Source organism: Arthrobacter sp. SAFR-044, assembly GCF_051965175.1.
Taxonomy (GTDB): Bacteria; Actinomycetota; Actinomycetes; order Actinomycetales; family Micrococcaceae; genus Arthrobacter.
In genome coordinates this window covers 215,034-235,996 of record NZ_JBQCMK010000008.1, presented here as the reverse complement: position 1 = coordinate 235,996, position 20,963 = coordinate 215,034, and the positions used below count along the sequence as shown (strand labels likewise).

Genomic DNA, 20,963 nt, shown 5'->3' with positions numbered 1-20,963 from the left:
GGTTATTTAACTCCTCCGGCGGTCAGCCCGCCTACTAGGTAACGCTGGAATATCAGGTAGAGAATGACCACTGGTGCGGCACAGACCAGCGCCGCCGCCATCATCTGGCCGTAGTAGGGAATAGCGCCGCCTTCCTGCGAGGCACCAAAGATTTGGAGTGCGACGGCGGCGGTCTGGCTTTCCGGGCGCGTCATCACCGAGGCGAACAGGACGTCGTTCCAGCCGAGCAGGAAGGCGAAGATGCCTGAGACGACAATGCCGGGCCAGCTCAGCGGCAGGATGATCCGGAAGAGCACTCCCAGGTTGGACGCGCCGTCGATACGGGCGGCCTCCTCCAGTTCCTTGGGAAGCCCACGAAGATAAGTGACCATCACCCAGGTGGAGAACGGCATGGCGAAGGTCAGGTACGTGACAAACAGGCCCCACTGGGTCCCAATGACCTGGATCCCGAGATAGGTCGCAGCCGAGGAAAACAGCACGAAGACCGGCAGTACCATCAGGGTTCCGGGGACGGACTGCAGTGCCAGCAGGCCGCGCAGGATGGTCAGCCGCCCGCGGAAGGTGTAGCGGACCAGGACGAAAGCGGTGGAAATGGACAGCGCGGCGGAGACCACAGCGGTTGCCCCGGCCACCAGGACGCTGTTGGTAAGGCCCGTGGCCAGGCCCACGCTGGTCCAGATCTTCGAGTAGTTTTCGAACGTCACCGAGGACGGCCAGAACTCGCCGTTGGCCACACCGATGTCCGAGTTCACCGAGGCCAGGAAAATGTACAGCACGGGAGTCAGGACCAATACGCCCAGGAACACCAGGATGACGATCAGCAAGGGGGTGGGAAGAAGGCGCAGGACCTCGTGCTGGCGGTGCGAACCGGGGCGGTCAATGTGGAGGGTGTCCGGACTTTGCCGGGTGGCTGTCGTGGTGCTCATTTCTTGCCTCCTGGTGTTTCGGCGTCGTCAAGCTTGACGGCACGCAGGTAGACGAACAGCGGGATGGCGATGAGCACCAGGGAGATGAAGGCCATCGCCGCGCTCAGGCCAAACCGGAAGCTCTGGAAGCTCGTGACGTACGTCAGGATGGGGAGGACCTCGACGTCGGCGGGGGCCGGGACGCCGAAGAGCACGAACGGAAGGGTGAAGTTGTTGATGTGGTGCAGCATCCCGATCAGGAAGGCCAGCGACAGCGGGCCCTTGAGGTAGGGGAAGACCACGTACCGCAACTTGTTCCACCACAGCGCACCGTCGAGGGCCGAGGCCTCATGCACCTCATGGTCAACGGACTGCAGGCCGGAGAGCGCCAGCAGGTAGATGAACGGCCAGGACGCCCAGATCTGGACCAGGACCAGTGTCCAGAAGGTCTGCGGCCCGTTGAGCCACAGCCCCACGTGGATCCCCACTGTGCCCAACGCTTCGTCCACGATGCCGCCGGGCTGGAGCATGGTCCGCCAGACAGTGGCCACCACGAAGGATGGGAGGACGTACGGGATCAGGAAGATGGAGCGGATCACTGCCCGCCCCTTGAAGGCGTTCTGGGTGGCCACAGCGGCGGCGATGCCCAGCGGCAGCGTGACCACCATGGCCAGGAGTGAGTAGCTGACGCTGAGCCAGACGGCGTGCAGCAGCGGCGAAGCAGTGACAGCTTCAACGAAGTTTTCGGCTCCGATGAGCGGTGCACTGATCCACTTCCGCAGGGTGTATTGGTCCAGGTTGAGGACCGACATGTAGATGCCCAGCAGGAGCGGGAGCACGATGATGATGATCATCAGGGCCCCGCCGGGGATCAACATCCAGAGCGGCCGGTTGCGTTCGCTCAGTCCCTTGCGGCGCTTGCCGCCCTTGTGGCCGGGCTGCTGCCCGGCGTCATCCGCGTTCCGGGGCGCCCGGCTTGCGGCGGTATCCGCCGCAAGCCGGACTTCATGTGAGGCGTCGGTTGACATCAGGACTTATCCTTTGGAGGCCCGGTCCAGGGAAGCCTGGCCCTTGTTCTGGGCGTCCTTGATCCTTTGGTCCAGGGCAGAATCGTCCACCTTGCCCGCGGCCAGGTCCGGAATGGACTGGACGGTGACATTCAGGAGTCCGAGCTGGATATCGCCCCAGGCACCGGTAAAGGGTGTCGCCTTGGACTTGGCAGCGGCGTCAGCCATCGGCTTGAGCTTCGGATCGGTCAGGCTGGCGAGGGCCTCGGCGTTGGCCGGCAAATCGCCGAAGATCTTCTGGTAGTTCAACTGCTCATCCTTGGACGTGATCAGCTTGATGTAGGCGAACGCGAGATCCTTCTGCTTGGAGTAGTCGGCCACCACCAGGTTGTCACCGGAGAGGATGCTGGCTGCATCACCGTCGGACTTGGACTGCGTCTCACCCGGGGGGATGGTGGGCATCAGCGTGTACTCGTATTTGCCGGCGATGGCCGACTTATCGAGCGTCGGGATAGAGGTGCCAGTGGTCATCATCAGGTAGCCGGCCTTGCCGCTGGCAAAGGCCGCCACGGCGTTGCTGTTGCTCCAGCCGACGGAAGCAGGGTCAACAACCTTGTCGTCGGTCAGCCAGCCGAAGTAGGTTTCGTAGGCCTTCTTGACGGTGGGGTCGTCCATCTTCAGCTTGTTGCCATCAACCAGCGGATTGCCGGCCTGCACGGCCATGGCCCAGATGAACTTCCAGGGATCGTAGTTGTCCTTGTAGCCGGTGGCGATGCCGTAGGTATCACCCTTGGTCATCTTCTTTGCCTGGGCTGCCAGTTCGTCCCAGGTGGTGGCGGGCTTGTCGATGCCGGCCGCTGCCAGCAGATCCTTGTTGTAGGCCATCACGAACGGACGGCTCACGAAGGGGATGCCCGCCTGGTGGTCCTTGTCCGGCCCGGAAATTCCCAGGGCGGCCTGGTTGAAGCGGTCCTTGCCGCCCACTGCCTTCCAGTCGTCATCCGAGAGGGTGACAAAAGCCTTGGTGGCGTAGGCCGTGGGAGTGAAGGTGGTCCCGAGCCCGTAAATATCAGGGCCCTGGCCCGACACGACCGAGGTCTGGATCCGGGTGAGCTCGTCATTGGCCGAGGCGAAGGTCTCAAATTTCACGTCGGCGCCGGTTTCAGCCTTGAACTTGGCGGCGATGTCGCTCTGCCACTGTTTCTGCTGTTCGGGGTACTGGGCCAGGACGCCGGTCAGGACATTGAGGGTCTTGCCCGTTCCGTCCACCTTTCCACCCGCATTGGAACCTCCGCCGCTTCCGGAGCCTCCGGACCCACAACCGGTCAGGGCGAGTGCTGCAGCCGTGACAATTGCCGCGAGCCCAGTAGTCGATTTAAACCTCATTGTTTTTCTCCTCTTGGACACCCGCATGGCCACATCCGTCCTGTGGCGGAGATCACTGCAGGCGACTCGAAAGTCAGTCTAGGAAGATGGCAAGTGCGTGGCAAGCGGTTGCCAAAAGTTGCCATAAATGCTCAGATTGAGTTCAACAGGATTCCGGGAACGAGTAGCCTTGGAGACCCCACTTGGCCGGTTTTATCCCGGTCCGCGAGGAAGGCCCACTGATGGCAGACCCAGCAGCGACGGCGTCGTCAGTCCCGGCAGGCCTTGACGGGGGCACCCGGCGGGACCGCCCTCCCACCATCCGGGACGTGGCGGAGCTCGCCGGGGTGGCCACCTCCACCGTGTCGCGGGCTCTCGCCCGGCCCGACCGGGTCAACCCGCGGACCCGGATCCGGATCGAGGAAGCGGCAGCGGAGCTCAATTACGTGCCCAGTTCCCAGGCCCGCGGGCTAAGCTCCGGGCGGACCAACGCCGTGGCGGTGCTGGTGCCCGACATCACCAATCCGTTCTACTTCGACATCATCCGCGGCACCCAGCACCAGCTCAAAGCCGCCGGAGTCACCCAACTCCTGGTGGATACCGAGGAGTCCAGCGAAATGGAACTGGATGCGCTGCATAAAATGCGCAAATCCGCCGACGGCTTCATCCTTGCCGCCTCGCGCCTGACGGATGCCCAGCTGGCAGAGGTCTCGCAGTCGCAACCCCTGGTGACGTTCAACCGCGCCTCCACCAGCGCGCCGACCGTGATGATCGATACGCCGTCCGCCATCATCCAGGCCCTGGAGCATTTGGCCTCGCTGGGCCACCACAAGGTCTGTTACGTTGCCGGGCCACCCACCTCGTGGTCCAACCAGATGCGGTGGAAGGTCTTCGAAGAGGACGCCACCAAGCGCGGCATGGAGGTCCACCGGATTGGCCCCTACACCCCGAAGACCACCTCGGGCGCGGCAGCGGCAGATGCAGCGGTGAGGACAGGCGCCACAGGCTGCATCGTCTTCAACGACCTTCTCGCCATCGGCATGCTCCAGCGCCTGCAGGCCCGCGGGATCCGGGTCCCCGCTGACATGAGCATCATCGGCTCGGATGATATTTTCGGAGCGGACTTCTGCAATCCGCCGCTGACCACCATCTCCAGTCCCATCGAGCAGGCCGGCAGGGTGGCGGTGTCCATGCTGCTGGCCCAGCTCAACCCGTTGTCGGGAAGCGCCAGCCGGCAGCTCGCCGTCATGCCCACGCACCTGACCATCAGGGATTCCACGGGGCCTGCCCCGACCTGATCAGCCCACCGTGAAGGGCAGGACCAGCCGGGACTGGTGGTGCGCGTCGCGGTAGATCTTGTGCGTGACCGGCCTGCCCACCGGGAGGTGGAAGGCGTCGGGCGGGAGCAGCGCGTTGTGTTCGTCGGCGAGCGGCTCGCCGTTGGACAGCTCCACGACCAGGCGGTGCCCGGGGTTGAAGGTGTTGGCGAACGGGTAGAGGCGGACCACGTATTCCTCGATCCTCCCCGGCTCCACGGGAACCGCGCGGGTGTGCGGGTGGTAGGGGTTGCCCTCCGTGGTGCGGTCATCGAGTTCGCGGTGGGAGGCTTTCAGGTAGCCGGTGGTGATGAGCTGCCGCTTCCCGTTCGGCGCGGCATCCCACAGGCGCAGGATGAAGTTGGTGTCAGGCTGGTCGATTTCGGCGAAAATGTGGGCGGCGCCGGCCCCGATCATCTCGGTGGGCTCTTCAAACGTTTCCGTGCTCCAGCTGATGATCTGCACCTTGTCGGTGACGGTCAGCGGCGCCTGGTAGAAGCCGTCGGGGGCGGCGTACTCGGTGCCCATCAGCTCGGGTTCAGTGGAGAGCCTGTGCCGCGGGCGAAGGTACAGGGCCCGGTAGTCAATCTCCTTGGGCGGCCATGCTTCGGCTGTCACCACATCCCGGGAGCCTTCCACGAAGACGGACACAGCGGGTTCGTCCATCACGCCGTTGTCGATGCCCTTGATCCAGTAGTCGTACCAGCGGAACATCTTATCGTGCTCTTCGATGAAGGGCCGGGACTGCATGGGCGGGTACGGTCCGATGTCCAGCTTCTTCGGCCCCTTGAGCGCGTTGAACAGCTCGATGGTGCCGTCCAGCGTCCAGCCGCGGCCCTGGTCCAGCTGCAGCCACACCGGAATGTCGATGTTCGGGGTCAGGGTGATGGGATTGCGCTCTTCGTACCAGTCGCCGTCGAGCTCGTTCATGACGATGTCGAACCACGCCTCATGGTTCGTCGGGTAGTTCAAGACGTGGACCAGGTTGGGCCACGCCGCGACGTCCGGGTCCTGCAGGCGCTTGGCCACGAGCTCCTTGAGTTTTTCCGGGGAGTACTTTTCGATCATCCGGGACTTCACCCGGTCCGTGAAGGCCCAGCCCGAGTCCCCTCCCCTGCCCTCGCGGGCGGCCCGGGGCATGAACCACATGACGCCACCGTGGTAGGTGGTCTCGTAGAAGTCATAGTGTCCGCCGGAGACGAAGATGGCTTTCAGGTGGGGCGGGCGTTCGGCGGCGGCGAGGACCTGCATGGACCCGAAGTAGGAGATGCCCACCATGCCCACGTTGCCGTCGCACCAGGGCTGCTCCGCCACCCATTCGATGAAGTCGTAGGCGTCCTGGCCCAGGGACACTCCCCCGGCGTTGTAGTTGCCGATGTGTTCGCCGCCGGAATGTCCGGAACCGCGCAGGTCGCCGATGACGTGGACGTAGTCTTCCGTGACGATCCGGGCAATGTCGCCGGCCTCGATGCAGCCGTCCCACATGGGGCTGGGCCGGCGCTGCGGCGGGGTGGTCAGGGCCAGGGCCTGGAGCTCCTTGCCGTAAGGGCTCAATGCCACCAGCGCCGGACGCGGCTTGTCGTCGGTGCCCTGGTAGGCGTCGGCGGCCAGCTCAACCCCGTCCCGCATGGGGACGCGCAGGTCCTTGCGGACGGCAATCTTCTGCCCGCCGGCGTCGATCGTCTGGTACTCAGCCATGGTTGCGAACGCTCCTCTGGAAAGACGTGGTGGTGGACTGGGTTCGATAGCCGTTCATCGTGGTGAAAAAGGGCGAGGGCTCAAGGGCGGGATCGCCGTCGTAATCAAGCTCCCGGGCGACCGGGGCGAACGGCGAGTACGGGGATTGCGTTTCCTGGAGGCCCGCGGCCAGGCAGCCGCACGCGGCATCGCTTACTCGCGCCTCGATCTGCAGGCTTTCCGTGAGGGCCTCGCGGGCCCCAGCAGCATCAAGTTCCACACCGTAGGGCGTCCCGTCCGAACGACGGTATGGGTGCCCCAGGTACAGGTGCCGCGGGCGGACCTCGTCGCGAAGGTACTCCAGGCTGGATCGGTAGCCGGCCGGGTCCACGTAGCCGGGGAACCCATTGGCCGCGCCGTGGACCTGCACGGCGTCGCCAACGAAGACGTCATTCTGGCCGTCGATGACGTAGGCCACCGAACCCGGCGTGTGGCCCGGAACCGAGTGGACGGACACGGTGACATCACCGCCCAGGGAAATGGTTTCACCGCCGCGCACCAGCATGGACGGCTCCATCTCCCCCGAGATGACGGCGTTTGCCGCCGCCAATTGCCTGGCCTCGCCCTCGGGATCCTGCAGGTACCGGCCCCGGCCTGAAAGGTATTCGTCAACGTGGGCCCGGCGTGAGCGGAGCATGGGGGCATCGGCCTTATGAATGACCACCTTGGCGCGCCGCCCGGTGAGCTCCCACAGTGCATGCGCGCCGCCGATGTGGTCGATGTGCCCGTGGGTGAGCAGGATCCAGCGGACGTCCTCGATGCGGCGGCCGATGGCCTCCAGAGCCGGCGCCATTCCCTCCGCAGGGGACGACGAGATTCCGGTGTCCACGATGGCCGGCTCCGCAGCATCGATGAAGAAGCTGTAGAGCCCAAACCTGCCCCAAGGGGACACCAGCGGGTGGACGGCGACCGTCATTTCGCTGCCTTCGGGGCGCCGTTCAGGAATTCTGCCGTCTCCTCGAATGCCCGGTAATACTCCGGGATCCAGGAGAAATTCTGGATGAAGCCGTGGTTGGCCCCCGCATACCGGCTGACGGTGACGGGCACGCCGGCCTCTTCCAGCCGCCGGCCGTACAGCTCGCCTTCATCCCGTAGGGGGTCGTGCTCGGCCGTGATGATGAGCGCTGCGGGCAGGCCGGTGAGGTCCTGCCGCTTGATGGGCGAGACAAGGGGGTCGGCAGGGTCGGCCCCGCTGTTGAGGTAGAAGGCGTTGAACGGCTTAAGGCCTGCCGTCTCCAGTCCGTACCCTTCTGCGTTTTCGCGCATGGAGGGGTAGCGGTCCTCGTCGAAGTCCAGGTCTACGGAGGGGTAGAACAGGATCTGGTGGGTGATGCCCGTGAAGCCGTCATCATGGGCCATGGCGGCGACGGCGGCGGCGAAGTTGGCGCCCGAGCTGTCGCCGGCCACCGCAAGGGTGCCGTCCCAGCCCAGGCTTTCACCTTGGGCAGCGGTCCAGCGGACCACGCCGTAGCAGTCCTCCAGCCCGGCAGGGAAGGCCGCCTCCGGAGCCAGCCGGTAGCCCACCGAAATGACCTTGCGGCCGGTTTCCCTGGCGAGCGAGCGGGCCACATGGTCGTGGGTCTCCAGGCTGCCGAGGAAGAACGCGCCGCCGTGGAAGTACACCAGCAGGCCGAAGGTGTCCGCGTCCGTGGGGGTGTAGATACGGACGGGCACGTCGCCGGCCCGGGTCTGTGCCGTGACGTCGTCGACGGCGTGGAGCGGCAGGCGCTTTTCGGCAGCCGGGATCTGGGCTGCTTCGCCGGCACGCATGGCGTGCGGGTCCAGCGGCGAGCCGTCCGGGGCGGGCAGGGTGCCGAGGACCTTGGCGATCTCACGGTGGATGGTCATGGATCAGGCCCTTACTGGTTCGGCAGGCGCCTGCGACGCAGGTTTTTGGGAAGCTGGCTTTTGTCCTGGGAAGACGTCGTTGACCTCTTCCTCGCTCCACCCCTGGCGGGAAATGCGCTGCAGTTCATCGGTGACCGGCTTGCGGGTGGCCTGGAACAGGGCCAGCGCTTCCTTGACCGAGCCGGCCTCCGCCAGGGCATCCGCGAGCGCTCCCGCATCCTCGATGGCGGAGTTGGCACCCTGGCCCTGGTGGTGGAGCATCGAGTGGGCGGCGTCTCCCATCAGCACCACCGAGTCGGTATGCCAGGTGTCCACGGGATCGATGTCGTACACGGCGCGGACGTTGACCGTGTCCATGTCCAGGCCGCGGGCAATGCTGACGATGCGCTCGTCAAAGCCTTCGACTGTTGCCAGCAGGTCTTCCTTGGTGATGGCCGGCGCCCAGGTCCCGTCCGGGTTCAGTGCCGTGATGTCGAAGGACATCTGGTTGCGGTGCCGCAGCGGCAGCAGGTAGACCTTGGTCCCCTTGCCGATGTACATGCGCAGGTTGTCATCCACCACCATTCCGTGGGAATCGGCGGCGGAGATCACGGCGCGGTAGGCATGCTCTCCGGAGAAGACCGGCGGCTTGTCGCTGAACAGCTGCTCGCGCACCACGGACTTGATACCGTCGGCACCCACCACAAGGTCCGCTTCCACGGTCTTGCCGTCGGCGAAAGCAAGCACAGACCGGTCGCCCTCGTCGGTGATGGACTCGAGCTTGTGGCCCAGGTGCACCATGCCCTCCGGGAGGACGCCGAGGAGGGCTTCGATGAAGTCGCCGCGGTGGATCAGGTGGGTCTGCTTCTGGTCACCGTCCTCGGGCCAGGTGTCCTTCATGATCGGGTGGCCCGTGGCGCTGAGGATCTCGAAGTAGTCACTGGGTGAACTCACTGCGGCGATGGCGTCGAAGATACCCCACTGGCGGAAGCGGGACATGGTGGCCGGACGCAACCCGATGCCGGCGCCCACCTCCCGCATCCGGGAGGCCTGCTCATAGACGTTGACGGTGGCGCCAAGCCGGCTCAGTGCCTTCGCGGCGGCAGCGCCGCCGTAGCCTGCGCCGACGATGGCGATGCGGAGGTTCTTGATGTCTTCAGCCTTCATGGGATGAGTCTCTTTCTGCAGCCCAGGCGGCGCCTGGTGGAAGGGGTGTTCGGGTGGCCGTCAGGCCTTGAGGGACAGGAAGTCCGCCGGGTTGTCCTGGAGCAGGAGTTTCAGGGTGGCGTCGTCGATGCCGGCGGCCCGCATGTCCGGGATCATGTCCTCGAAGATGTAGTTGATGGTGTGGCCTTTCACCCCCGGCCAGCCCAAGGGGCTGCAGTTGGCGTCCGCTGAGACGAGCAGCTTGTCCGCGTAGCCCTTGTTCACGAGCTTGACGAAGTGCTCCATGCGCTCGGCGCGCTTCCGTCCCCAGAACGGCGGGTCCGGCAGTTCCAGGTCGTAGCCGAACGTGTCAAAGCCGATCCGGCCGCCTTGTTCGTAGATCCAGTCGTGCGGGGTGATGGGGGCATTCAGGCCGTCGTCGGCGTGGCCGAACAGCACCCGGTCCAGTGGCAGGCCTTCTTCCTTGAAGATTGTCACGGCCGGTTCCGGGTCGATGGCCAGGTGGGTGAGGATGGGGGCTCCGGTAACCACGGCGGCGCGGGCCGCGGCCCGGTAGATCCGCTTGTCCAGGTCCGTCATGCGGCCGCCGCGGCTGACGCCCACCTTGATGACGCCGGCCTTGGCGCCGGTGTCGCCGATGCCCACGGTGATCTCATGGATGAAGACCTTGGCCAAGTAGTCCACCGTGGCGCGGGAGAAGTGGGGCAGCGCGGTGTCGCCGCCCACGAAGCCGGTGCAGGCCACGATGTTGACGCCGGTCTTCCGGGACAGCGACTTGTAGTAGTCGATATCGCGGCCGTTGCAGATGCCGGTGGCGTCCACCATGGTGCCGCCGCCGTATTCGCGGAACTTCCGGAGTTTGGGCACGGTTTCCTCGTAGGCCTGTTCCGGCGTCTTCCACCATTTGGTGTCCAGCTCGGATCCGGGCATGCCGTAGCCGATGTGTTCGTGGACGGCCACGATTTCAAGTTCTTCGGCCGGGATGGTTCCCAGCACTGTATTGACCTTGCTCATGAAAACTTCCTGCTCATTCGTTCACCTCGGAGGGTGAAGGCTTGTGGGAGTGCAGCCGGCTGCTCAGCGGACGGCCAGCAGGGTGCGGGGGTTGTCCACGAGGATGCGCCGAGCGTCGTCGTCGGCCAGGCCGCGGGCTTTTAGGAATGGAACGAAGGTGGCCAGGACGTGGCTGAAGGGAAGGTTGTATTCGGGCAGGCCCTTGGCCACTCCGATGGAATTGCCGGAGAGGATGACCTTGTCCGCGTGGCCGGCGGCGACGAGCTCCAGGACCAGTTCGGCCCGGCCGTGGTCGGTCAGGTAGTCGGGGTGGTCATTGAGGCCCACATGGTCGATGCACACGAAGGCGCCGCGCTCAGCCACCTTGCCGGCGGCGCCGGCAGCGTCGATGCGGTCCAGGCCGCCAACCAGCACGCGGTCCGCGGGAAGCTGCTCATCCAGGACAACGTCCAGGTCGTGGAGGGCATCGGCACCGAAGCGGATGGAGACGGGCACTCCGGTCTCCCGGGCAGCCCGCGCGGAGCCGCGGAACAGGCTCTCCTCCGTGGGGGTCATGCCGGCCCGGTCCGCGACCGTGGCGATCATCCCGGCCGCCGCACGGCGTTCGACCCGAGGGACCACCATCCCGTCAGTGACTTCCCTGGCGAAGAGATCGCTGAACTTTTCGGCCGGCCACGGGGTAGGTGGGTTGGTCTGCGGTGTCAGGAAGTAGCCGCCGAGCTCCTCTTCAGGCCCAAGGCCGGTGGAGGCAATGATGTGTACTCCGGTGGAGCGGGACAGAGCCTCGTACAGCTTGAGGTCGCGGCCATGGAACATGCCCGTGCTGTCGACGATCGTCTGGCCGCCGTGCTGCCGGAAGTCGGCGAGCTTCCCGGCGAGCGCCGCAAAGATTTCCGCCCGGTCCATTGAAATATCGGGGGCGTACTGGGCTCCCGGAAGGACGGACAGCAGCGCTTCATGAACTGCGACCACGCCCAAGTCAGAAGCGGGAACCGGCCCCAGGACCGTGTTGACGGTGCCCTGTTCCGGGGTGGGGACGGGGGCGCCGTGGGAAACGGCGGCCGGATGGTTGCTCACGAAGTTCTCCCTTGAATCCGGGTGCTTTAGTAGGGGTCCCGCCGAGCCCTCGCTCCGTTGCGGTGTAGCCAGCATCACACAAAGCTTTACAGCATGTCAAGGAAACTTTCATTACGGAATTTCCTTGACACTGTGTAATACATCACTACAGACTGTTGGGAACAACACTCAACTTCGCATTGGAACAAGGGAGTTTCATCGATGAGCCTGATCCCCACCATTTCGAGCCGCGGCTCGATCCGGGCCACCTTCATCACCGCATACAGCGCCGTGACCCTGGCGCAAATCACCAATGCCCTGCCCGGCGCACTGAACGGGACCTTCGCCGTCGAATTCCGCACCTCCGGATCCGGCCTGACCTGGATCGCCGGCATGTTCATGATGGGCATCGTGGTGTTCGAGCTCAGCTGGGGCCTGCTGGGTGACCTGTTCGGCCGCAGGAAGCTGCTCTACGCCGGTGCGGCAGTGAGCATCGCAGGATCTGTCCTGGCGGCCCTGGCAGTCAACACGGAAATGATGATCGCGGCCCAGGCCGTGGGCGGCATCGGCGCCGGCATCCTCTTTCCCATTTCACTGTCCATGATCGCGGCCATCACCCCGGACCACCGGGCGCGGGCCAAGGTCATCGCCACCTGGGCAGGCTTCCTGTCGCTGGGCGCGGTCATTTCGCCCATGCTGGCGGGCCTGACGTCACAGGCTTTCACCGTTCCGGGTCCCGCGGCGGGCGCCCCCAACGCCTTCAGCGGTTGGCGGGTGGCCTATTACATCGCCGCCGCCATCGCCGTCGCCGTCCTGGTCATGGCAACCCGGGCGAAAGACTCTGCTGCTGCTGAAGGGCGAAAGCTCGATGTGCCCGGCCAGGCCACCCTGGCGCTGGGCCTGATTGCGGTGCTCTTTGCCACCGTGCAGGCGGTCGACGCCGGATTCGGCAGCACCGAGGTCATCGCCGGCTATGTTGCGGGTGCTGCCCTCCTGGTTGCCTTCGTGGTGATCGAGACACGGACGCGGCAGCCCCTGGTCCACCTGTCCCTGTTCCGGAACAGCGCCTACTCGATTACCGGAATCGTGGCCGTGACCGGCATGTTCGCCTTCCTGGCCGTCTGCTACAGCACCAGCGTCGCCGTGGGCGGCCTTGCCCTGGCCGAGGCCTGGAAAGTGGGCGTGCTGTTCGTCTTCATCCAGGGGCCGGCGTTCGCATTCATTCCGGTGGTGGGCTGGTTGATCCACCATGTGGCACCCCGGTGGGTGCTCACGGCCGGTTTCGCCTTCATGGCAGCCTCCGCCTTCTGGCTGTCCACGCTCCCGCTGGGCACGCCCGAAGCTTTCGGCGGGACACCGTGGGCCGCCTTCATCCCTCCCCTGCTCCTGCTGGGCATCGGCTTCGCACTCACGGTGGGCTCCATCACCGCCGTGGCCATCAACGCCGTCCAACCGCAGCACATCGGCATGGCATCGGCCACCACCAACCTGCTGCGCGACCTCGGCTTCGCCCTGGGTCCCGTGATCGGCTCCGCCATCGCGTTTGGCGTCGGTGCAACCGCCTTCGCCGGCCCCCTGGCAGGAATTCTTGGCGGGGCAGGCCTGCCCGCTGAAGCGGTGGCCGGGCTCTCGCACGTACCGCCGCTGGGTTACCTGTCCGGCTGGGACGGCGTCGTTGCCCAGTTCTCCGGCCAGGCCGCTGCCAGCGGCGCCCCCGCCCAGGCCGTGAACGGAATGGTGAAGGCCCTGGCCTCGGTCCAGCCCCAGATCCAGGGTGTGGCGGGGACGTCCCTGGGCCAGGGCTTCCAGACGGTCTACCTCGCGGCGGGCATCGCCGCCGTCCTGTCGGCCGTCCTCACCCTTTTCATCAGCTCCCGCTCATCAGCCCCCACGGCCGACGCCGTCGCCGAAACCACAGAAGCCAACGCCGAGGCCGTCCAGGCATGAACGGTCCAGGCCCCGAAACCCCGACTATCCGCAAGGAGACAACTGTGAACCCCATCGAATCCGATATCGACATCTGGGATGACGACATCACGGTGGACCCCTACCCCACCTACGCCGCGCTGCGTGAACTGGGCGGCGTGGTCCACCTGCCGAAGAACAACCTCTACGCCGTCACCCGCTACGACCTCATCCGCGACGTCCTGGCAGATCCCGCATCCTTCTCCTCCACCACGCTTGGCTTCAACCCGATGGTGAACGAGGCACTGCAGGGCACTTCGCTGGCCTCGGATCCGCCCATGCACACCCAGCTGCGGGCCACCCTGTCGGCGAACCTCACGCCCCGGGCCCTGCGCGGCCTTAAGGTGACCATCGACGAGAAGGCGGACAAGCTGGTTGCCGAGCTGGTGTCCACCGGCTCCTTCGACGCCATCGATTCCCTGGCCCGGGCCTTCCCGCTGGACATCGTGGCGGACTTGATCGGGTTCGGCGGCCACGTCAAGGACAACATGCTGCGCTGGGGCCAGGCCGCTATGCAGGTGATCGGCCCGCTGAACCACCGCACGCAGGAGAGCTTCCCCATTGCCGGTGCACTCTACGGCTGGTGCTCGTCTGTCACCGCGGAGGACCTGGCGCCCGGCTCCATCGGCCGCGGCATTTTCGACGCCGAGGCCCGAGGAGACATCCCCGAGGGCTCCGCAGGCCACATCATCCACCAATACCTGGGTGCCGGCGTCGACACCACCATCGCCTCCATCGGCAACATCGTGGCCCTGTTTGGCCGCCACCCGGAGCAGCTCGAGCTGGTCCGCAACAACCCCGAACTGGTTCCCGCGGCCTTCGCCGAGGTGCTGCGCTACTGGACACCCCTGCACATCTGGGGCCGTACCACCACCCGCGAGGTGGAGCTCGACGGCGTGACCGTTCCAGCAGGCGCCCAGCTCGGCATCCTTCTGGGTGCCGGCAACCGGGACCCGCGGCACTATGACAACCCGGACACCTTCGACGTGACCCGGAACCCGGTGGATCACCTGTCCTTCGGCTACGGTCCGCACGGCTGCGCCGGCCAGGGACTGGCACGCCTGGAAGGGCACGCCATCGTTGAAGCCCTGGCCCGGCGGGTGAAATCACTGTCCCTGGGCGAGGGGTACCGGGTGCCGAGCAATATCACCAGGAGCTTCGAACAGCTCCAGGTACTGGAGGTGGAAGCAGCATGAGGATCGAACTGGACCGGCCGCGCTGTGAGGGCCACGGCCTCTGCGAGGAAGCAGCGCCCGCGCTGATGCACCTGGACGACGACGGCGAACTGGTCATCGACGTCCCGGACGTGGAGGGGGACCAGGCCGAAGCGGCAGCGAAGGCCGCGGTTCGCGTTTGCCCCGTAGCAGCCCTGAAACTGGTGGCGGCGTGACGGCACGCCGGATCGTCGTCGTCGGCAACGGCATCGCTGGTTTGACTGCCTGCGACTCGCTGCGGACGGCCGGCTTCGACGGCGAACTCACGGTGGTGGGCGCTGAGCGCCACTCCCCTTACAGCCGGCCCGCCCTGTCCAAGGCGCTGCTCCACGGCGGAGACGGGCCGGCGGCGCACGAGCTGCCGGCACCGACGCACGGCGCCAGCGAGCTGCTGGGCGTCAGCGCCACAGGACTCGACGCCGGGGCACGCGTCGTGAGGCTCGACGGCGGCGGGAGCATCCCGTACGACGGGCTGGTGATCGCGTCCGGGTCCCGCGCCAGGCGGCTGGGCGGCAGCACAGAGGCGGGCCACGACGGCGAGCTGACCCTGCGCACCCTGGAGGACGCCGTCCGGCTGAAGGAACTGGTGGCCGCCCGCCCGTCGGTGATCGTGGTGGGCGGAGGCCCGCTCGGCATGGAAGTGGCGTCCGGGTGCCTGCACGGCGGCTGCGACGTCACCCTGGTGACGGACGGGGAACCACTGGTGCGGCAGCTGGGCAGCTACCTGTCCGGCATCTTCACCGCAGCCGCACGCACGAGCGGGCTCCGGATTGTCCGTGGCCCAAAGGTCCGGCTCATCCGGTCAGGGACCGCCCCGCAGGTGGCCCTGGCCGACGGAACGGTCCTGGAAGCGGACCTCCTGGTCAGCGCCATTGGCGACGTGCCGAACATCGAATGGCTGGAAGGCTCCGGCCTGCTCACCGGTGGCGTCCTGGGGGTCGATTCCCGGGGCCGCGTGCGGCCGGACATCGTGGCTGCCGGTGACGTGGCGTTCTTCCCCACGCAACGTGGACTGAGCCGGGTCCCGCTATGGACCAGCGCGATCGACCAAGCCAAGGCCGCCGCCGTCGGCCTCCTCCTGGGAGATGACGCACCGCCGCTGGAATTCCAGCCCTACTTCTGGACGGAAGCCTTTGGACTGTCGCTTAAATCGGTGGGCTTCACGCCAGTGGAAGGAGCACCGGACCTCCAGGAACAGGGCGCCGACACCGATTCGGCGCTGCTGCGCTGGGAACATGCCGATGGCTCCGGAACTGCGGCGGCCATCAACTACCGCATCCCCATCCCCAAGCTGCGGCGGCTGGCCAACACGGGGTCGCAGGTGGCCCGGCCGGCCGAACCCGTGACGGCCTGAGGCCGCCACCCCCGGCTCCAGCGCCCGGACTGCACGTTAGGATTGACGCTATGCCATCGCTGCGCGAAGCCCAGAAGCAGCTCACGCGGGACACCATCGTGGAACGGGCGCTGGGGCTTTTCACCGAAAAGGGCTACGCCGCCACCACCATCGATGAGATCGCCGCGTCAGCCGGAACCACCCGTGTGACCTTTTACGCGTACTACCCCACGCGCGCAGACCTGATGCGGGACTTCATGGCCCGGGTGAACGCCGTCCTGGAGCGCGCCGACGGCCCCGACAGTGGATCAACCGCCCCGGACCTGGTGCAGGTGGTGCAGGACGGCAAGCTGGCCGGCATCCTGTCCTGGCTCGAATCCCGGGCAGCGCTGTGGCCGGTCTTCCGGCCCTACCTTGACGTCCTCGACGAGGCCGCGGCGGTGGACCCCGAGGTGCGCAGCATGGTGGAGCGCTGGCACGAAGAAGTCATCACGGACATGGTCCGCGGCATGCAGCTCGCCGGGCGCTTCGCCGGGGAAACCCGCCATATCCGCGGCACCCTGGCCTTCACGCAGCTCGACTACGTGGCCACGCTGTGGACCCGCCGCAAGATGGAGCCGAACCGCGAGCACGCCCTGGAAGTGCTGGCGGACAGCTGGTACCACCTGCTCTGCGACGAAGGCTGACCAGGGCAGCGGAAGTCAGGCCCGTTCGGTGATCCAGGCGGCAAGTTCGGCGGCAGTTTCCGCGGTGAGGGAGTGTCCGCCCGGATCCTTGCGGGAGTGGGTGTCCGCCCCTGAGGCCCCCCGGAGGTAGTCCCAGGTGCGGTTCAGCAGGTCAGCCGGGATGACGGTGTCGGCGCCACCGTGGGCCAGGAACACCGGAGCGCCGGCAAGCCGGTCCGGGGACGTTGGGACACCAGCCTCGAACGGCAGCGTCCCGTAAAGGACGGCGGTGCCTGCAAAACGTTCCGGATCAGCCAGCAGCAACCCGCCCGCGAACGCCGCACCGCCACTGAAGCCGACCAGGATCACCGGCCGTCCTTCCGGGGCGATCGGGTCCAGCCAGGTACGGAACCATTCCATTGTCTGGGCCAGGGACTCGGCCACGGGGCGCCCTGTCCCCCGGTTCGCGAACCAGGCGAATCCGCCCCTTGCCGGGATCGGCGCCCGGACGGCTGCGTAAGAGTGGCCTGCGGGAAGGTGGTTGGCCAGTCCGATGATTCCTGATTCGTCCGATCCGCGCCCGTGCAGCAGCACCACGAGCGGGCGGTTGGGATCGTCGGGGCTCTGCCAGGCGACGGTGGGTTCCGCGAACGGTGCGTGCATATCGTGTCCTTGGTGTTGGTGGTGGAAATGGCTTGGGTCAGGCAGGGGCCGGGGCCCCGATTTCCCGGTTGACGGCGGGCATGATTTCGGTGGCGAGCAGCTCGATGGAACGCGCGGTCTCAGCGAACGGCAGCCCGCCCAGGCCGATCTGGGCCATGTACCTGCTGGTGCCCAGCGCCTCATGGATGGCGAGGAGTTTCTCCACCACCTGCTGGGGGCTTCCAACCAACAGGCCACCACCGGGTTCAGACCATTCATCGAACGTGGAGCGCGGGAAGTGGTCCACGGGCCTCGGCATGTTTTGCTCGAAGTAGGCCCGGTAATAGGGGTAGAAGGTGTCGCGTGCCTGCTGGGAGGTGGGCGCCGCGTAGAAGTGGCCGCCGGCACCCACCGGCAGGGCGGAGGCGTCATGCCCGGCCTCGGCCGCGGTGTGCCGGTACAGCTCCACCAGGCGGCGGAACCGCTCGGGTCCGGACAGCAGCGCAACAAACAAAGGTAGGCCCAGCCGTCCCGCGCGGGCGAAACTTGCCGGCGTTCCGCCCACTCCCACCCAGACGGGAAGCTTTTCCTGGAGCGGCCGCGGGGCAATGTCCATGCCGGGGATGGTTTGGGTCAACGTGCCCTGCCAGTCCAGGGAGGCGTTGTCCCGAAGCTTCAGCAGCATGCGCAGCTTTTCGTCGAAGAGGGCGTCGTAATCCGCGGTGTCGTAGCCGAACAGCGGGTAGGACTCGATGAAAGCGCCCCTGCCGGCGATGATCTCCGCGCGGCCACCGGACACCAGGTCCAGGGTGGCGAACTGCTCGAAGAGCCGCACCGGGTCCTGGGTGGAAAGCACGGTGACCGCTGTGCTCAACCTCAGGTTGGTCGTCTCGCGGGCAACCGCGGCCAGCACCATTTCGGGGGCGGACAAGGCGAAGTCGTGGCGGTGATGCTCACCCAGGCCCAGGACGCTGATGCCTGCCTGGTCTGCCAGCTTGGCCAGCCGGATAATGTCTTCCAGCCGCTGGTGCGGCGACTCGGCCAGCCCGGTGTGTCCGTTGCGGGACAGTTCGCCAAAAGTAAAAATGCCAAAGTCCATATTTGTTGAACATTCAACTTTACAGAAGTATTCCGGCACCCAGCAGCCAAGCAAAAGGCGGGCGTACGACGCCGGGAGCCACCCGCCGTCGTACGCCCGCCTTGGATCGCGGTGCTTAGGCTTCCACCAGCACTGCGCCGGCCGGAACCTCCGCCGGGGCACCGGGTACGTCGCGGCCGTACAGCCAGTCGTTGTACTGGAAGTTGTTGTCGCCGCGGCTCTTGAACAGCATGTTGCGCAGGACGCGTGCCACGCCGTCCACGTGCCAGGACTCGCCCCAGATCCGGGCGGTGGTCTGGACGCGTGCGGTGCGGGCTGCCCGGGTTTCGTTGAACTCGCGGAAGGCATCTTTCCACGCACCGGCGTCGATGCCTTCGGGCGTGAAGACCTTATTCTGCGCGGCGTCCTGGAGCACTGCCGCGTCCTCCAGCGCCTGGCAGGCGCCCTGGGCCAGGTACTGCAGCATCGGGTGGGCGGCATCACCGATCAGCGCCATGCGGCCGGAGACCCAGTTCTCGATCGGGTTGCGGTCGTACATGGGCCAGCGGATGCCGGTGGCCAGGTTCTTCAGGGCTTCCTGCACGGCGGGGACGCAGTCCTTGTAGGCTGCCTGGAGTTCGTCCACGCCGCCGTACTGCTCTTCGCCGCGTTCGAACGACGGGGACTTGAAAACTGCCACGGTGTTGAGCAACTGGCCCTTGCGGAGCGGGTACTGGACCAGGTGGCAGTTCGGGCCAAGGTAGACAATGACGTCCTCCAGGTCCGCGGCAGGGGTTTCCTCGGTGATGGGCACGGTGCCGCGGTACGCCACGTAGGCGGAGTTGACCGGGCCGTCGTCGGCGACGGTGGCGCGGAGGGTGGACTTCAGTCCGTCCGCTGCCAGGATGGCGTCGGCTTCGAACACCTCACCCTTGGCGGTGTAGGCGCGGGCGCGGTCGCCGTCGGTCTCCACCTTCTGCACCAGGACGTCGTTCACCAGGGTGACGCCGGCTTCCTGGCAGGCTTCGAGCAGGATCCGGTGCAGGTCGCTGCGGTGGATGACAACGTAGGGGGCGCCGTAGCGTTCCTCGAACTCGCCGCCCAGGGCCTGGCGGGTCAGCTCCTCGCCGGTGATGGCGTCGCGGAACACCAGGTGCTTAGGCTGGACGCCGATTTCCAGCGCCTTTTCCAGCAGGCCCCAGCGCTTGAGCACGCGGGAGGCGTTGGGGGCCATCTGCAGGCCGGCGCCGACTTCGCCGAAGGCGGGTGCCACTTCAACCAGGGTGACGTCGGCGCCGTTTTCGCGAAGCGCCAGCGCTCCGGCAAGCCCGGCCATGCCGCCGCCCACTACCAGGACGTCGGTAGACGCTTTGACGTTAGACATTGGAAACTCCTACTGCTGTTGATTTCTTGATTTTGGTACCGACGGCTGCGAGCAGGACTGCTGCTGCTGCGGCTGCTCCGGCAAATGCCAGGAAGTTTGAGTTCACGCCCAGGCCCGCTGCGAGCAGGAGCCCGCCGGCCTGGGGCGCTGCCACGGCCCCGATCCGGCCAACGCCAAGCGCCCACCCCAGGGCGGTGCCGCGCAGGTGTGCCGGGTAGTGGCTTGCCACGGCGGCGATGATCAGGCACTGGGTGCCATGCGTGCCCACGCCGGCGAGCACCAGCATGAGGTAGACGACGGCGACGGGTGGCCCGGTCACCAGGACCAGCAATCCGATGGCGGCCACGGCCGCTGCCGCGATCGCGGTGGGGATGGGGCCGAACCGGGTGCCGGCCCAGGCGGTGAGCACCGAGCCCGCCACGGCACCCAGGTTGAGGGCCAGTGCGAACGTCAGGGCGGACCCGAGGTTGTAGCCTGCCAACTGCATGAGGTTGGGCAGCCAGGTGCCCAACCCGTACCAGGCGAAGAGGGTCACCAGGGTGCCGATGGCGAACAGCAGGCTGATGCCGAGATAGGGCGCCCGAAGCAGGGACCCGAACCCGACGGCGTCCTTGGCGGTGCGGCCCGGGGCTGCGCCCTTGGGGCCCGGTGCCAGCGTCTCCGGCAGGTAGCGGATGCCCAGCGGGATGACCACCACCAGGGCGACGACGGCCACCAGGAACATGACCGGCCAGCCGAAGGCGGGAATCAGCGGGATGCCGACGAGTGCGGCTATGGAGCCGCCGATGGGAACGCCGGACATCATGAGCGTGGCGATGGTGGACCGCCACTTCGCGGGAACGAGTTCTGCCACCAGGGCATTGGCTGAGGGCACCAGGCCGCCCAGGCCGATGCCTGCCAGGAGCCGCAGGCCGCCGAAGACCGGCGCATTGGGGGCAAAGGCGCAGAGGATGGTGAAGAGGGAGAACACGACGGCGCAGCCGATGATGGTGCGCCGGCGGCCCCAGGTGTCGGACATGCGGCCGGCGAAGACCGCTCCGATCATCATGCCGATGAAGGCCATCGACCCGATGGTGCCCGCGGTGGCCTTGGTCAGGCCCCAGCCGGTGTCGCTGATGAGCGAGCCCTGGACCGTACCGTAAACGATCAGGTCGTAGCCGTCGAAAACGACCAGCAGCCAGCACACCAGGACGGCAAGCACGGAACGCCGGGGAAACCCGGAACGGCCGGCGCCCGGAGCGGGGGCGGCCATGCGCTGCGGCGCTGCAGCGGAAGTTGTGTGATTCAT

At 66.5% G+C, this 20,963-nt stretch carries 19 protein-coding genes; 6 read left to right on the top strand and 13 right to left on the bottom strand.

The features are described 5' to 3' along the window. Positions 1 to 2: 2 nt before the first annotated feature. The 3 genes from ACTHQS_RS14340 to ACTHQS_RS14330 are packed head-to-tail and all read right to left on the bottom strand — an operon-like array spanning position 3 to position 3,298. Complete coding sequence (locus ACTHQS_RS14340; protein WP_440170111.1) at positions 3 to 926, bottom strand: carbohydrate ABC transporter permease; 924 nt, start codon at positions 924 to 926, stop codon at positions 3 to 5. Continuing rightward, positions 923 to 1,933 (bottom strand): carbohydrate ABC transporter permease, encoded by a 1,011-nt coding sequence (locus ACTHQS_RS14335; protein WP_440170108.1) that lies wholly within the window; start codon positions 1,931 to 1,933, stop codon positions 923 to 925. Before ACTHQS_RS14335 ends, ACTHQS_RS14340 begins: the two co-directional genes overlap by 4 nt. A 6-nt stretch (positions 1,934 to 1,939) precedes the next feature. After that, entirely contained in the window at positions 1,940 to 3,298 is a 1,359-nt protein-coding gene (locus ACTHQS_RS14330; RefSeq protein ID WP_440170105.1) for an ABC transporter substrate-binding protein, read from the bottom strand. Positions 3,299 to 3,519: 221 nt separating this feature from the next. On the opposite strand from ACTHQS_RS14330, the gene ACTHQS_RS14325 reads away from it, so the two are divergent. After that, positions 3,520 to 4,575 (top strand): LacI family DNA-binding transcriptional regulator, encoded by a 1,056-nt coding sequence (locus ACTHQS_RS14325; RefSeq protein ID WP_440170103.1) that lies wholly within the window; start codon positions 3,520 to 3,522, stop codon positions 4,573 to 4,575. On the opposite strand, the gene ACTHQS_RS14320 is transcribed toward ACTHQS_RS14325, so the two are convergent. From ACTHQS_RS14320 to ACTHQS_RS14295, 6 genes are all read right to left on the bottom strand, one after another. Continuing rightward, the gene (locus tag ACTHQS_RS14320; RefSeq protein WP_440170101.1) at positions 4,576 to 6,291 is read right to left on the bottom strand and encodes a CocE/NonD family hydrolase; all 1,716 of its coding nucleotides are present in this window, start codon (positions 6,289 to 6,291) and stop codon (positions 4,576 to 4,578) included. Beyond that, positions 6,284 to 7,246 carry an MBL fold metallo-hydrolase gene (locus ACTHQS_RS14315; protein ID WP_440170098.1) on the bottom strand — a complete coding sequence of 321 codons (963 nt, stop codon included), beginning with the start codon at positions 7,244 to 7,246 and terminating at the stop codon, positions 6,284 to 6,286. The genes ACTHQS_RS14320 and ACTHQS_RS14315 overlap by 8 nt, the downstream gene beginning before the upstream one ends. Continuing rightward, positions 7,243 to 8,178, bottom strand: coding sequence for an alpha/beta hydrolase (locus ACTHQS_RS14310; RefSeq protein WP_440170095.1), 936 nt, complete (start codon positions 8,176 to 8,178; stop codon positions 7,243 to 7,245). Before ACTHQS_RS14310 ends, ACTHQS_RS14315 begins: the two co-directional genes overlap by 4 nt. Before the next feature lie 3 nt (positions 8,179 to 8,181). Next, complete coding sequence (locus tag ACTHQS_RS14305; RefSeq protein WP_440170093.1) at positions 8,182 to 9,324, bottom strand: FAD-dependent oxidoreductase; 1,143 nt, start codon at positions 9,322 to 9,324, stop codon at positions 8,182 to 8,184. A gap of 60 nt (positions 9,325 to 9,384) precedes the next feature. Next, complete coding sequence (locus ACTHQS_RS14300) at positions 9,385 to 10,338, bottom strand: phosphotriesterase family protein (RefSeq protein WP_440170090.1); 954 nt, start codon at positions 10,336 to 10,338, stop codon at positions 9,385 to 9,387. 63 nt (positions 10,339 to 10,401) lie between these two features. After that, the gene (locus tag ACTHQS_RS14295) at positions 10,402 to 11,415 is read right to left on the bottom strand and encodes a phosphotriesterase (RefSeq protein ID WP_440170088.1); all 1,014 of its coding nucleotides are present in this window, start codon (positions 11,413 to 11,415) and stop codon (positions 10,402 to 10,404) included. Between the two features lie 201 nt (positions 11,416 to 11,616). On the opposite strand from ACTHQS_RS14295, the gene ACTHQS_RS14290 reads away from it, so the two are divergent. From ACTHQS_RS14290 to ACTHQS_RS14270, 5 genes are read left to right on the top strand one after another with little or no spacing between them, the layout of a single operon-like run. After that, on the top strand, positions 11,617 to 13,341 hold the full coding sequence (locus tag ACTHQS_RS14290; protein ID WP_440170086.1) for an MFS transporter: 1,725 nt from the start codon (positions 11,617 to 11,619) through the stop codon (positions 13,339 to 13,341). Between the two features lie 44 nt (positions 13,342 to 13,385). Further along, positions 13,386 to 14,555 carry a cytochrome P450 gene (locus ACTHQS_RS14285; protein ID WP_440170083.1) on the top strand — a complete coding sequence of 390 codons (1,170 nt, stop codon included), beginning with the start codon at positions 13,386 to 13,388 and terminating at the stop codon, positions 14,553 to 14,555. Beyond that, positions 14,552 to 14,749, top strand: coding sequence for a ferredoxin (locus ACTHQS_RS14280; RefSeq protein ID WP_440170081.1), 198 nt, complete (start codon positions 14,552 to 14,554; stop codon positions 14,747 to 14,749). Before ACTHQS_RS14285 ends, ACTHQS_RS14280 begins: the two co-directional genes overlap by 4 nt. Then, positions 14,746 to 15,927: an NAD(P)/FAD-dependent oxidoreductase gene (locus ACTHQS_RS14275; RefSeq protein ID WP_440170079.1), complete on the top strand. Its 1,182-nt coding sequence runs from the start codon at positions 14,746 to 14,748 to the stop codon at positions 15,925 to 15,927. The genes ACTHQS_RS14280 and ACTHQS_RS14275 overlap by 4 nt, the downstream gene beginning before the upstream one ends. Before the next feature lie 50 nt (positions 15,928 to 15,977). Further along, a complete protein-coding gene (locus ACTHQS_RS14270; RefSeq protein ID WP_440170076.1) occupies positions 15,978 to 16,592 on the top strand; it encodes a TetR/AcrR family transcriptional regulator in 615 nt (204 codons plus the stop codon). A gap of 15 nt (positions 16,593 to 16,607) precedes the next feature. Here ACTHQS_RS14270 and ACTHQS_RS14265 read toward each other — a convergent pair whose 3' ends face one another. The 4 genes from ACTHQS_RS14265 to ACTHQS_RS14250 all read right to left on the bottom strand — a co-directional run bounded on the left by ACTHQS_RS14265 (position 16,608) and on the right by ACTHQS_RS14250 (position 20,963). Then, positions 16,608 to 17,234, bottom strand: a complete 627-nt coding sequence (locus tag ACTHQS_RS14265; RefSeq protein WP_440170074.1) for an alpha/beta hydrolase — start codon at positions 17,232 to 17,234, stop codon at positions 16,608 to 16,610. Positions 17,235 to 17,271: 37 nt separating this feature from the next. Then, positions 17,272 to 18,312: an LLM class flavin-dependent oxidoreductase gene (locus tag ACTHQS_RS14260; RefSeq protein WP_440170072.1), complete on the bottom strand. Its 1,041-nt coding sequence runs from the start codon at positions 18,310 to 18,312 to the stop codon at positions 17,272 to 17,274. Between the two features lie 115 nt (positions 18,313 to 18,427). Continuing rightward, on the bottom strand, positions 18,428 to 19,675 hold the full coding sequence (locus ACTHQS_RS14255; RefSeq protein WP_440170070.1) for an FAD-dependent oxidoreductase: 1,248 nt from the start codon (positions 19,673 to 19,675) through the stop codon (positions 18,428 to 18,430). After that, on the bottom strand, positions 19,668 to 20,963 hold the full coding sequence (locus ACTHQS_RS14250; RefSeq protein ID WP_440170067.1) for an MFS transporter: 1,296 nt from the start codon (positions 20,961 to 20,963) through the stop codon (positions 19,668 to 19,670). Before ACTHQS_RS14250 ends, ACTHQS_RS14255 begins: the two co-directional genes overlap by 8 nt.